12 protein-coding genes, 1 other RNA gene and 1 pseudogene are annotated in these 12,718 nt (G+C 65.6%); 5 read left to right on the top strand and 9 right to left on the bottom strand.

What is annotated here, in order from left to right:
* The 4 genes from FLG15_RS07810 to sbcB are packed head-to-tail and all read right to left on the bottom strand — an operon-like array spanning position 1 to position 3,714.
* Positions 1 to 552, bottom strand: coding sequence for a DUF2939 domain-containing protein (locus FLG15_RS07810; protein WP_017155869.1), 552 nt, complete (start codon positions 550 to 552; stop codon positions 1 to 3).
* 41 nt (positions 553 to 593) lie between these two features.
* Entirely contained in the window at positions 594 to 1,586 is a 993-nt protein-coding gene (locus FLG15_RS07815) for an aldo/keto reductase (RefSeq protein WP_057677717.1), read from the bottom strand.
* A complete protein-coding gene (locus FLG15_RS07820) occupies positions 1,586 to 2,272 on the bottom strand; it encodes a DUF2461 domain-containing protein (protein WP_057677718.1) in 687 nt (228 codons plus the stop codon). Before FLG15_RS07820 ends, FLG15_RS07815 begins: the two co-directional genes overlap by 1 nt.
* Positions 2,269 to 3,714, bottom strand: a complete 1,446-nt coding sequence (gene sbcB, locus FLG15_RS07825) for an exodeoxyribonuclease I (protein WP_057677719.1) — start codon at positions 3,712 to 3,714, stop codon at positions 2,269 to 2,271. Before sbcB ends, FLG15_RS07820 begins: the two co-directional genes overlap by 4 nt.
* 147 nt (positions 3,715 to 3,861) lie before the next feature.
* On the opposite strand from sbcB, the gene FLG15_RS07830 reads away from it, so the two are divergent.
* Positions 3,862 to 3,938, top strand: a non-coding RNA gene (locus FLG15_RS07830) — sX9 sRNA.
* A gap of 227 nt (positions 3,939 to 4,165) precedes the next feature.
* Here the strand turns inward: FLG15_RS07830 and FLG15_RS07835 are convergent.
* The 5 genes from FLG15_RS07835 to can form a co-directional block, all read right to left on the bottom strand.
* On the bottom strand, positions 4,166 to 5,533 hold the full coding sequence (locus tag FLG15_RS07835) for an FAD-dependent oxidoreductase (RefSeq protein WP_057677720.1): 1,368 nt from the start codon (positions 5,531 to 5,533) through the stop codon (positions 4,166 to 4,168).
* A 171-nt stretch (positions 5,534 to 5,704) separates the two neighbouring features.
* The gene (gene kynU, locus FLG15_RS07840; protein WP_057677721.1) at positions 5,705 to 6,976 is read right to left on the bottom strand and encodes a kynureninase; all 1,272 of its coding nucleotides are present in this window, start codon (positions 6,974 to 6,976) and stop codon (positions 5,705 to 5,707) included.
* 33 nt (positions 6,977 to 7,009) lie between these two features.
* Positions 7,010 to 9,190, bottom strand: coding sequence for an FUSC family protein (locus FLG15_RS07845; protein WP_150145790.1), 2,181 nt, complete (start codon positions 9,188 to 9,190; stop codon positions 7,010 to 7,012).
* 12 nt (positions 9,191 to 9,202) lie between these two features.
* On the bottom strand, positions 9,203 to 9,733 hold the full coding sequence (locus tag FLG15_RS07850; protein WP_007966273.1) for a 3-hydroxyanthranilate 3,4-dioxygenase: 531 nt from the start codon (positions 9,731 to 9,733) through the stop codon (positions 9,203 to 9,205).
* 85 nt (positions 9,734 to 9,818) lie between these two features.
* Complete coding sequence (gene can, locus FLG15_RS07855) at positions 9,819 to 10,481, bottom strand: carbonate dehydratase (protein WP_007966275.1); 663 nt, start codon at positions 10,479 to 10,481, stop codon at positions 9,819 to 9,821.
* A 155-nt stretch (positions 10,482 to 10,636) separates the two neighbouring features.
* On the opposite strand from can, the gene FLG15_RS07860 reads away from it, so the two are divergent.
* The 4 genes and pseudogenes from FLG15_RS07860 to FLG15_RS07875 form a co-directional block, all read left to right on the top strand.
* Positions 10,637 to 11,173: a glycoside hydrolase family 108 protein gene (locus tag FLG15_RS07860; RefSeq protein ID WP_057677723.1), complete on the top strand. Its 537-nt coding sequence runs from the start codon at positions 10,637 to 10,639 to the stop codon at positions 11,171 to 11,173.
* 42 nt (positions 11,174 to 11,215) lie between these two features.
* Positions 11,216 to 11,746, top strand: coding sequence for a DUF2589 domain-containing protein (locus FLG15_RS07865; RefSeq protein WP_150145792.1), 531 nt, complete (start codon positions 11,216 to 11,218; stop codon positions 11,744 to 11,746).
* Between the two features lie 49 nt (positions 11,747 to 11,795).
* Complete coding sequence (locus FLG15_RS07870; protein WP_003485902.1) at positions 11,796 to 12,413, top strand: DUF2589 domain-containing protein; 618 nt, start codon at positions 11,796 to 11,798, stop codon at positions 12,411 to 12,413.
* 46 nt (positions 12,414 to 12,459) lie between these two features.
* Positions 12,460 to 12,717: pseudogene (locus tag FLG15_RS07875) on the top strand (hypothetical protein); the annotation flags it as partial.
* Position 12,718: the final 1 nt, after the last annotated feature.

The raw sequence follows: 12,718 nt of genomic DNA on the forward strand, positions 1-12,718 counted from the left end.
TCATGGCGTCGGTGACATCCCCAGCTGCAGGTCCACCACCTTCCAGCGCAGCCCCTGTGGTTCCAGCACCACCTTCAGCGGTGGTTCGCCGGGCGCGCGTTCGACGTCGATCACGAAGCGGTCCAGCGCCTCGAAGCGGTGTCTGGCGTCTTTCAGCGGTCGCGCTGGCTCGGTAGGGCCGAAGGGATCGCCGCCCTGCAGTTCATTGCGACCGCGCTTCCACAGCACATGCCCCTGCAACAGCGCGCCGATGCCGATCGGCGTCACCAGCGCATCCACCGCTGCACCACCGAGCTGGTTCCCCAGGCCATACAGCAACGTGCCCCACGGACTGGCGGCGACGTCTGGACCGGCTTGCCGCACCAGATAGTCGTCGAGCTGGGCGCGCAGGCTACTGCGCACCCGCGGGAAGTCGACATACCGTTCCAGTGCAGCGGTGTCGCGTTGCTCGATGGCCTTGGACAGGCCATGCATGGTCATGTAAGGCCCGCCGAACCACCATGCAGTGACGGTCAGCAAGACAGCGATGAGGATGCCGATGGCTTTTTTCATGGCGCCCAGACTGCCGCAATCGTGATCGCCGCAGGTGAAGGTCAGTGGCTGGGAGAGCCGCGGCCATCGCCGAAGGCGGTGACCAGACGTTGCCGTTGGGCGGCGTCCAGCGCGTGTGTGCGGGTCTGAAGCACTTCATCCAGATTGCCGATGCGCGTGGTGCCCAGGATGCCGCTGGACACGCCCGGGTGCTGCAGGACGTAAGCGAATGCCGTTTGCGCGGGGCGCTGGCTATCGATCGACGCCACTGCGCGGCGCATGGCCCGCGCGCAGTGCATCAACGTACGGCTGCTGGGCTTGAGCCAGGCGCGCGCCAGATACCAGGCGTCGGCCAGACGCGGCAGGCGCGCACGCGCGGGCAAGAGGTGGCCCTGTGCAAGCACGGTACCGGCCAGTACACCGATGCCCGCGCTGTGCAGCTGATCGATCAGCGGTTCACGGTCCTGCTGCAGCGCGTTGTAGTCCAGCAGCACCACATCGAAGACGTCAGGGTTGGCGATCATCCAGCGCAGGGTCGATGCCGAATGCGTATTGATGCCGGTGTGGCGGATCAGGCCACGTTCGCGCAGGCGCTGCATGGCCAGCAGCAGGTCGTCGTTGATGTCGTGCTCGCTGGCGCCATGCAGCTGGTAGATGTCGAGATAGTCCAAGCCAAGATTGCGCAACGATGCTTCGCAACTGGCCGTGATCGCCGCAGCAGAGAAGTCACGCTGTTCGGCACCACTGATACCGGCCTGTCCGGTCAACGTACCGCCCTTGCTGGACACGACAAGCGAATCCCGTGAACGCTGCGCCAGCATGGGCCGCAGGATCCGTCCCAGACGCGGTTCCGCATGGAAAGCGGAGTAGTTGTGGCCGGTGTCGAGCAGGTTCACGCCCTGCGCCAGCGCATGCTCGACCACCCGTGCGGCGGCGCCTTCGTCGAAGCGCCGGTGACCCCAAAAGCCGGAACACCCCAGACCGATCGGCGAAACCAATAGCTTGGTACGGCCCAGCGTCCGGCGCTGCTGGCCAAGCGGTAGATCCTGGGTCATCAAAATTCCAGGTCCAAGGCCGCACACAGGTAATCGACGAACGGCGCCAGGATCGCCAGGTCTGCCTCGATGGTCTGGCGCAGTCGCGGCCCGGTCATGATGCTGTCGCCCAGGTGACGCAGATACGCCCAGTTGCGGTGCTTGAGATCGTCGATGAACTCGAAGTCGTTGGGGAACCCTCGCGGTGCGCGCACCAGCTTTTCGCTGTCGTCCATGGTGAATTTGCGCAGCAGTTTCGGGTTGTGCGCGGCGGCCTTCCAGCTGCCGGGGTGGTCGAAAATGAACTGGCGCAGCTTGCGCTGTGTGTCCGGCTCCGGATGCCACAGGCCGGCGCCGACAAAACTTTCGCCCGGCTGCAGATGGATATAGAACGAGGGCGCCGGCATCTGGCGGCGGCGCTCATGGAACAGGCGCGCGCCTTGCCAGTTCTTGTACGGCGACTTGTCGTTGGAAAATCGCGCATCGCGATAGATGCGAAACAGCGAGCCGCCCTGGGTCTTGGGATCGGCGCGATAGTGCTCGCTGACCTGTGCCAGTGCCGGCTGCAGATCGGTGATCAGCTGCAGGAACGGCTGGCGCACATGCGCCTCGTACTGATGCCGATGGTCGTTGAACCAGGTCTTGTCGTTGTGGCGGGCCAGGGCGCGCAGGAACTTAAAGCTGGCGTCGGAAAAATAGGTGGTCATAGCGTGCGTTGGAGGTCCGAACCCCAGGCGGCGAGCTGGTCGAGTAGGGCTTGCTTGGTAGCATCGTCGGGGTGAGTACGCCGTAAATCCGCGATCTGCGCGTGGTATTGCTCCAGGGTGACTTCGCCCAGGCCGCGATCTTCGAGCAGGCGCTGGCGGCGATACACGTTCCAGCGCTCCTGTTCCTCGAACGAGAGGGTCTGCGGCCAGTTGCGCGCGCGGTAGCGAAACAGCAGTTCGATCAGGCGCGGATCGCGAAAGCGCGCTTCCAGCGCGCCCAGTTCGTCCGGCGCGCTGGCGCGGACCTGCGCAAGCAGGCGTTTGTCGCCTTCGGCCAGAAATCCATCGTAGAGCGAGGCATCGGCATCGTTGACCGCCGTGGCCGCGGCGCGTTCGCTGCCGTAGACCTGGCGCACCTTCTCGGCAAGTTCGGGGCCCAATGCACGCAAGCGTGCCGCCTTGGCCACTACCGCGTCGTGATCCACGCCCAGGCGCTCGAAGTCTGCAGCGCGCAGATGCTGCCAGGCCACCAGCGCAGGCGACTTGTTCAGATGCACTTCCTTCAACGGAATGCGCTGTTCGCCTTCCGGTAGATCTGCGGCGCGGATGTACAGGCGGTCGGCGATATCGTCGGGGCTCAGCCGCAACAGCACCTCCGGGTCGCCCTCCAGATCGAATACGATCACGCGGCTGTCGATGCGCGGGTGGCGCGTCAGCGGCAACACCGCCGCAGCGCACAGGCGCGAGGCGGGGTAACGCTGCGAGATATGCAGCACCGGTTGCATCGCGATGACATCCAGCAAGGTGGCGGCAAAGCGCTTGTCGCGCAGGCGCAGCGCGTAGTCCCACAACTTTGGCTGGTGCTGCTGGAATTTGCGCGCCATGCCGATGGTGGCGTACACGTCCGACAAGGCTTCGTGCGCATCGCCTTCGCGCACATCGTTGGCATCGGCCAGATGCTCCAGCTTGAACGAGGTAGCGCCATCGTCGCGCCGTGGCCAGACGATGCCGTCCGGGCGCAGCGCATGTACCATTCGCAGCACATCCAGCAGGTCCCAGCGCGAATTGCCGCCACGCCACTCGCGCTCGTACGGGTCGTAGAAATTGCGGAACAGGCCGCAGCGGACGAATTCGTCGTCGAAGCGGATCGAGTTGTAGCCCAGCGTGCAGGTCTGCGGCCGGCCCATCTGTTCGGCGATGCGGGCGAACGCCTCGGCTTCGGTGACGCCCTCGCGCAGCGCGTGCTGTGGGGTAATGCCGGTGACCATCGTGGCGTACGGAGAGGGCAGCAGATCGTCGGCCGGCTGCACGAAAAAGCTGATGGGCTCTTCGATCACGCGCAACTGCGCATCGGTGCGCACCGCAGCGAACTGTGCGATGCGGGTGCGGCGCGGATCCTGGCCGAAGGTTTCCAGGTCGTAGAACAGAAAGCTGTCAGGCATGCGGGTGCGACATCCAGATGCGCAGCGCACGGCGTATGCGCTGCCGATGCCGCCCAGTATCCCTCATCGCGGCAACGTCACGCCAAGAGCAGCCAACAAAACCACTGCGCAGCCGCCAGGCGGGTGCGGCCGGTGCTCGGAATCGGCATGTACCACGCGTACACTGCGGTTCTGAGCGCACCGTCCGCGCACACCTGACGACTGCTCGCTACGTTGTGTTAGCCGCTCCAAGGCGTGGCCGTGCGGCAGGCGAGCCACCTCCAGCGGCGAAGCATTCGCGAAGCGGGCAGGGTGCGGCGTTGCCCGGTCCTAGCGACCACCCATGGAGCGGTTGCAAGGGCCTGGCAGCGGTAGGCATCGCGCCGAAAAGGCATTCGACCGGGCGCCCATCGCAAGCCGGCGCGTCACCGTCGCCCTCTCAAGCATTCATGCCGTCCGCGCCTGGCAGGCGTCAATGCGCGCCGTCCAGCGGCTCCAGGCGTGCGTGCACAACCGCTTCCAGGGCGGCCCAGTCGATGCGCGACAGATCGCTGTGCCCGCGCGTGGCCTGCACCAGGATCTCGCGCTGGATCTCGCTGCGCGCCAGCGCAATCGAATAGCGCGTGCGCAGGAACGTCACCATGGTGTAGTGCGGCACGAAGCGGGTGGGCCAGCGCGCCTGCAATTGTTGTTCGAGCTCGCGCTGCAGCAGGAAGTCGGGGTCGTCGACGCGGTCGCGCATTTCCAGGTAGTTCTCCAGCGCCATCTGCTGGATGGCGGCCGCATCGTCGCGACGCGCAGCTTCGAACGCCGCGAACGCGCTGGCGAGGTCGTCGTGCGCGTCCAGCTGATCTGCCAGCGCCACGCAATCTTCGAACGCGCAATTCATGCCTTGCCCATGGAACGGCACCATCGCATGGGCGGCGTCGCCGATCAGCAATGCGCGGCCATCCAGATGCCAGCGATCCAGGGTGAGGGTGCCGAGCAGCCCAGGCGGATGCTCTTCCCAATGCTCCTTAAGCTGGGGAATCAGCGGCAACGCGTCCGGGAAATCGCGTGCGAACAAGGCGAATGCTTCATCGCCGGTCCGCGTGGTGGCGAAGCTCGGTTCGCCGGCGTTGGGCAAAAACAGGGTGACGGTGAACGTACCGCCATCGTTGGGCAGCGCAATGCACATGTAGCGCCCGCGCGGCCAGATGTGCAGTGCGTTGCCTTCGATCCGGAATCCGCCACCCGGCTGCGGTGGAATTTCCAGTTCCTTGTACGAGTGATCGAGGAATTCGGTGCGTTCGCCCAGCGGCGATTTGCGCTGCATCGCCGCACGCAAGGCCGAGCCGGCGCCATCGCTGCCGATCAGGCTCTGGAAGTGGATCTCGTGCGGCTGGTCGTCGCGGTCGTCGATGAAGCGCGCATAGCCGGCGTCGAAATCCACGGTATGCAGGCGGCGGTAGAAATGCACGCGCGTGCCGGCCTGTTCGGCCAGATCGAGCAGGGCGACATTCAGCGCGGCGCGGTGGATCGACCAGATCACCTCGCTGTCGTCGCGCCCGTAGCGTTGCAGCTGCGGTTGCCCGACCAGTGGGTGCACCATGCGTCCACGCATCATCACCGCCTTGGCCATCACCGCATCTTCGGCACCGGCCTGGCGCAGCGCATGCCGGCCGCGTTCGGCCAGCGCCAGGTTGATCGAGCGGCCGGACTCGTAGCCTTTGATGCGCGGGTCGCCACGCCGTTCGTACACGGTGACCTGCCAGCCGCGACGCGACAGCAGGATGGCCAGCAGACAACCGGCCAGGCCGGCGCCGATCAGGGTCAGGGAACGCGGAGAAACTGGGCTCAATGCAATGTCCGGAAGCAGCCGGACGCAGCGCCGGCGAAAAGGGGAAGACAGCGACTGGCAACGACGGCGACCCTGACAGCAACGCCGGGCGGGCTGGGAGTGTACGTGGGCGCGCGGCGATTGCGCGTGCCGTACAGGCGTGCTGGTGGCACTGCAGTCAGACTGCCGCGCTCAAGCAGCCGCCCAGGCTTCCACCTGCTCCACGAAGGTGTGCAGATCGCTGAAACGGTTGTACAGCGGCACAGGCGCAATCCGGATCACGTCCGGTTCGCGCCAGTCGCCGAGCACGCCGGCCGCGTGCAGATGCTCGAACAGCGCGCGTCCCTGTGCGCGTCCGCCGGCCACCCGCAGCGAGAGCTGGCAACCGCGTCGTGCCGGTTCGGCCGGGGTGACGATCTGCAGCACCTGCGGCACCCGCGCGTGGATCAACTGCTCCAGATGCCCGGTGAGCTGTTCGGACTTGGTGCGCAATGCAGCCATGCCGGCCTGGTCGAACACTGCCAGCGAGGCGCGCAGCGGTGCCAGCGCCAGCACCGGTGGATTGCTCAGCTGCCAGCCTTCGGCACCGGGCGAGGGCACGAACTGCGGGTCCATGCGGAAGCGGGTCTGCTGCTCGTGTCCCCACCAGCCGGCCATGCGCGGCAGGTCGCTCTTTGCATGCCGCGCGTGCACGAAGCAACCGCCCACCGCGCCAGGACCGGCGTTGAGATATTTGTAGTGGCACCACACCGCGAAATCCACGCCGTCGTCGTGCAGGGTCAGCGGGAGATTGCCCACCGCATGCGCCAGATCGAAACCCACCGCCGCGCCCTGCGCGCGCGCCAGCCGCACGGTCTCGGCCAGGTCGAAGGCCTGCCCGGTGCGGTACTGGATGCCCGGCCACAGCACCAGGGCAAGGCGCGGGCCATGCTGCGCGATGGCCTCGGCAATTGCCGTCATCGACACGGTGCCGTTGGGTTCGTCGGCGTCCACTTCGATCAGATGCGTGGCCGGGTCCAACCCGTGCAGGCGCAACTGCGATTCCACCGCGTGGCGGTCGGATGGAAATGCGCCGGCTTCGATCAGGATCGCGCCGCGCTCGGCAGTGGGGCGATAGAAGCTCGCCATCATCAGATGCAGATTGACGCTGAGGGTGTTCATCGCCACCACTTCGCCGGGTTGCGCACCGACCACGCGCGCCAGGCCGTCGCGCACCAGTTGGTGGTAGGTCAGCCATTGGGTCGGGCCGGTGAAGTGACCTTCCACCGCCAGTGCGCCCCACTGGTCGAGCACTTCCTCCACCATCGCACGTGCTGCGCGCGGTTGCAGGCCAAGCGAATTGCCGACGAAATAGGTCTGATCGCCATCGCCGTGTTGCGGGAACACGAACGCATCGCGCAGGTTGCGCAGTGGGTCGGCGGCATCCAGTGCAGCAGCATGGGCGCGGGACAGCAGGTCGGTCATCGTCGGGCTCGCAACACGGATCAGGGCGGCAGTTTACCTGCCGGCATCGTGCACGCCGTCATGCACGGCCGGCGCATCGGCCGAGGCCGGTCGGGCGGGGCGCAGCAGGTGGGTGAGCGTGCCGATGCTGTCGGTGACGCGGTCGATGGTGTCGGCCAGCGCGGCGGTGGTCGGGGAACTGTCGGGCAATGCGGCCAACGCATCGGAAAGCTGGCGCTCGGCGTTGCGCAAGGTCGCCGCGGCAGGGGTGCCGCCAGTGCGCAGGCAGTCGATTACCGCAGACAGCGCCTCATCGGCCTGCTGCGCAAAGATGGGCAACGCGTCCAGCGTGGGCAACGGATGGCCATCGCGCAGCGCCGCTTCCAGCAACAAGCTGGCGCGGATCAGCCGGTTGCCATTGGCCAGCAGCGATTCGGCCAGCTTGAGCTCCTGCAGGTTGCGGCGGCTGCGCGGTTCGCCACGCAAACGCTCGATCGAGGCCTGCGCATTGGTGCGTGCAACACGCGCGGCGGCACGCGTATCGCTCAGGCCCTCCATCTGGCCGAGCAGCACATGGCGCAGGTGGTCGCGATATGCGCTGAGCAACTGCGCCAGCGAGGCGCGAATCTGCCGGCGTTCGCGCGTGGGCCACATCGCGTAGGCGACCAGCGCCAGCGCGCTGCCGGCCACTGTCGCCTGCAGGCGCGCGCCGACCGCTTCGCCCGGTGCAACCCCTTCGAAGGACAGCAGCAGCACCAGCATGCCGGTCAAGAACGCCACGCCGATGCCGTAGTTCACCTGTGTCAGCAAACGAAACCCGAGGCAAAACAGCGCCAGCAGGGCCATGCGGACGCTGGCGCCGTCCATGGCCAGATGCGCGAGCAAGGTGGCAAGCAATAGCCCGACGAAGGTGCCGGCCACGCGCAACGCGCCAAAGCTGAAGGTGCCGCCGAAATCGGGCTTGAGCACGATGGCGGTGGTCATCGGAATCCAGAAGCCGTGCGGAATGTGCTGCCAGCGCTGGAAAGCGATGGCCAATGCCAGGCACACGCCGCAACGCAACGCGTGCCGGAAGGCGACCGACGACAGGTCCAGATTCGCGCGCAATGTGGCCCAGGTCGCGGCCGGCCGCAGCGCCGACGGCAGGCGCGCTTCGGCCAGTTGCGCCTGGATTTCGCCACGGCTGCTGGCCCAGTGCGCGTTGCGGACCAGCGCGCGCAGCTGGCCGCCCAGGCCTTGCGCACGCGCGACGGCGACACGCACCAGGCGGCGTTCGCGCGTGTCGGCGTTGTCGTGCTGAAACTGTGCCAAGGCGCCGACCAGATCGTCGAACCCGGTCATCGAGGCATTGGCTGCCTGCGGGTCTTCGCCCATGGTCATCGCGTGCGCGAGCTGTTCCAGCACGATGGCGCTGCGCTCGAGCACCCGTTCGATCGCCGGGCGCGCCTGAGAGTCGGTCAGGCGCGTCTCGGCATCGGCCAACGACAGCAGCTCCAGCCGCACGCGATCGCACAGCTCGGCGATGATGCGAAAGCTCTGCACCGCGATCGCGCGCGAGCGATGCTCGCCGTGCAGCATCACCATCGCGTCGAGCACTTCCTGCGTGGCCGGCGGCGCTGCACTGGCATCCGGGCGCTGCCGCGCGATGCCGGCCAGCTGGCGCATCAGGTCCGCCAAGGCAAAGCGTTCCGGGCGATAACGCTGCAGCGGCCACGCCGCCAACGCCAGCACCACCTGCAGCAGGCCGCCAGCGAAAATCAGCGCGGCCACACCGGGTGCCTGCTGCACCGGCAGCCGCATGTCTGCGCTGACCACCAGCAGAATCATGCTGGTCAGGCCCACCCGCGCGGCCACCGGACCGAGCGCCACCAGCAAGCCGCCGCCCAGGCCGAGCAACAGGCCGGCCAGCACCAGCGCCGGCGTATTGTGGCCGACCCAGATGCCGAGCAAGGCAGCCAGGCCGGCCGCCAGGGCTGCCATCAACATGCGTTGCAGACGCGCACGATACGGCCCGGGCTGGTCGGAGAACATGGTATTGAGCGCGCCGCTGCACACCGCCAAACCGGCAGCAACCTGCCCGGTCGCCACGCCGACCGCCAGCGGCAGGACGACTGCAGCGGTGTTGCGCAGCGCGACGCGCAAGGGCACGTCGCGCGGTTTGAGGTCGATCAGTGCGCGCAGCATGGTGCCGGTTTCAGAGCATGCGAGCGCCACACCTGCTGTGCGCGATCGCATGCCATTAGGCTGTCAATCCTCGACGGTGGCATAGCGCTCAGGCGCAGGATGCAGATGCCCGCACTGCGAACAGGTGCGCAGCGCGAGCGAGCGGTAGAAGCGATCGAACACCGGCGGGAAGTCGGTTTCGATGTTTTTCAGCGGAAACATCGCTTCATACAACTTGTGATTGCACTGCGGGCAATACCATTGCAGGCCGTCCTGCTCGGTGGACAGGCGCTCGCGCTCGATCACCAGGCCGATCGAGCCGGCCGCGCGTTGCGGCGAATGCGGCACCTTGGGTGGCAGCAGAAAGACTTCGCCGGCACGGATCGGGATGTCGCGCGCCACGCCCTCGTCCTGCACCTTCAACACCATTTCGCCCTCGAGCTGGAAGAACCACTCCGGGCCTTCGTCGTAGTGATAGTCGGTGCGCGCGTTCGGCCCGCCGACAACCATGATGATGAAGCCATCCTGCTGGATGCACTTGTTGCCCACCGGCGGTTTGAGCAGGTGGCGGTGTTCCTCGATCCAGGCGTGCAGGTTGATTGGCGGGATCAGCATCGACGTTTCTCGGCAAAGAAGATATCCGGCTCAGCCGGCCGCCGATGTCCGATGGACGCTGCGGCCGGCCACGTGTGCGTACGGCTCAGCGCTCGGTGTGATCTGCCCGGATCTGCGCCAGCGCTGCGTCATAGCGTTCCTGCAGCAGCTCGGGGCGGTCGATCGACATGCCCAGGTCGTGCGCGCGGCCATCGCGCAGGCTGTAGACCCAGCCATGCACGCTCAATTGCTGGCCACGCTCCCAGGCGTCATGCACGATGGTGGTGCGGCACACGTTGACCACTTGTTCGAGCACGTTGAGCTCGCACAGGCGCGCGTGCTGCACCGACAGTTCGCCCGCGTTGTGCAGGCAGGCTTCGTGCTTGTCGGCCACGTCGGTGACATGGCGGATCCAGTTGTCGACCAGGCCCATGCGCTTCTGGGTCAGGCTGGCGAACACGCCGCCACAGCCGTAATGGCCGACCACCAGCACATGCTTGACCTTGAGCACATCCACCGCGAACTGGATCACCGACAGGCAATTCAGATCGGTATGCACCACCACGTTGGCGATATTGCGGTGCACGAACACCTCGCCCGGCGCCATGTCGATGATCTGGTTGGCAGGCACGCGCGAATCGGAGCAGCCGATCCACAGATATTCCGGGGTCTGCTGGGTCGAGAGCTTGGAAAAGAATTCCGGATCCTCGCGGCGGATACGCTCGGACCAGGCGCGGTTGTTTTCAAGCAAGTGGTTAAGCTCGTTCATGCGTGCAGTATTCCAGAAAATGTGGTCGTGGCGGCTTCTGTGAGCGCCCAGGATGAATCAGCTTTCAGGCTTCCCAGTCTCGGCGAACGACCGATGTCCGGCCAGTGCACCCCTGGGGAAACTGGCGCCACCGATCAACTCAACAGGTGGCGCCGATGGCCGACTTCAACGCGTTCTTTCCGACCTTGCTCAAACACGAAGGCGGTTTCGTCAACGATCCCGTCGATCCGGGCGGCGCCACCAACAAGGGCATCACCCTGTTGACCTTCAAGGCCTGCGCGCAGAACCTGCTCGGCATCGAGCCAAGCCTGGCGAACCTGCGCGCGTTGACCGACGCCCAGGCTGGGGTCATCTACAAGGCGCAGTACTGGGACCGGCTGCGCGCCGATCAGATCTCGCTGCAGCCGTTAGCCAACATCGTGTTCGACTTCTACGTCAACGCGGGCAACAACGCGATCAAATTGCTGCAGACCGTGCTCAACAGCCAGACCGGCGGCGGGTTGGTCGCCGACGGCCGCATGGGGCCCGCCACCTTCGCGGCGCTGGCATCCAGCAACCAGCAAGACCTGTATGCACGCTACAAGGCCGGCCGCAAGGATTACTACCACCGGCTCGTCGCCGCGCGACCGGCGCTTGGCAAGTTTCTCAAGGGCTGGCTGGCGCGCGTGGATTCCTTTCCCGATTCGGTCTGAGCCGGTAACGGCCAGCGACACTTCCCGACTGACGAGCCCGACATGGCGCAGATATCCCTCAATGATCTGATCGAAGCACTGGCCGGCGCGGTCATCGATGCCCAGGATCGGATCGAGCAACACCAGATGGCTAACCTGGGTGCGTTCTTCGACGAAGACAACCGCCCCAGAAGCGTGTTGATCCGCTTGCCGTCGCAGCACCCGGAAGCGGGTGAGAACGACGAAGACCTGTATCGGGCCCCGCTGTTGCCGCTGGTGTCGTCCAACGTCCTGCGGATCAAGGATGTAGAGATCAGTTTCGATGCACAGCTCGGCGAACTCAGCGAGCTGGACGAAGCCGTATTGCCGGACTCGCTGGCGGTTCCCGCCGCCGTCGAAGACTGGCATCCCAAGCCGCCGGCGCTGCCGGGCCAGATCGGCATCGACCTCGGCTCCAACGCAAAAAATGCACGAAACAGCGCGGTTCACGTCGTGTTGCGCGTGGAAGGCAGCGAGCCGACCGAGGGCGTGGCACGTCTCATCAATCGCCTTGGGCAGTCGCAAGGTGTGTTCAAGACGGTCAAGGGGGAGTAGCTCCCGCGGTCACCGTTTTTCTTAAACAACCGTTCTTCAGGAGAACACCATGAGCGATATCGTCAACATGTCCGACCAATTCAAGGGCCTGCCGATGGCAGACCTGATCGGCGCCCCGTTGCGTGCAGCCTGCGATGCGCAGGTCATGCTGGCACGGGCCACCGCCGACTTCATCAAGGTCATCGGCTTTCTGCCGCCGACCGACCCCGCAGATCCCAACGGGAACGGCGGCACCCGCACCGCGCAGTTCAAATTCAAGCGCCCGGTCGAAGACCCTAGCGGCACCGGGATGGCCGAGGAAGAAGTCGAGATCGTCGTGCCGCTGTTGACCCTTGTCAACGTCCCCAACCTGAGCATTCAGACCGTGGACGTGACCTTCGATATGGAAGTCAAATCCTCTTTCTCGGAGAAGGAAGCCGAAGACAAGAGTCTTAAGGTGGATCTGGAGGCCAGCGTCGGCTGGGGCGTCTTCAAGGCCAAGGTCAACGTGCAGGGCTCTGTGTCCAGCCATAAGGAAAATACCCGCTCTTCGGATAACTCGGCCAAGTATCACGTCGCGCTGCACGCCGAAGATCGCGGCACGCCCGAAGGCCTGTCGCGTGTGCTCGACATCCTGCAGACCGCTGCGGCCCCACGCAAAGTCACCGCGCCCGTGCCGGTTCCGTAAGCGTCGCTGTTGCGTCCCGTACTTTTCCTAACTCGAGTCGTTGCCGATGATGGATTTGTCAGAAGTCAGTTTCATCAAGCGCATCGTCGTCGGCAGCGACAACCCGGCAAAAATGCAGACTGCCGAGCAAGTCGAGGCCGCGCAGCAGTTACTCAATCGCTGTCTCAGCGAAGCGCCCAGGGGAGCGATTCTCGGGGTCGAGAAGAGCTTCAATATCCTGCAGTTGGGCGAGCACCAGGTCGTGCTGCAATGGTTGTGCTACCACGTCGGGTTCAAGCGCAAGCCGGTCTGGCTGACAGAGGCAT

Source organism: Xanthomonas phaseoli pv. dieffenbachiae (assembly GCF_008639345.1).
GTDB lineage: Bacteria > Pseudomonadota > Gammaproteobacteria > Xanthomonadales > Xanthomonadaceae > Xanthomonas > Xanthomonas phaseoli.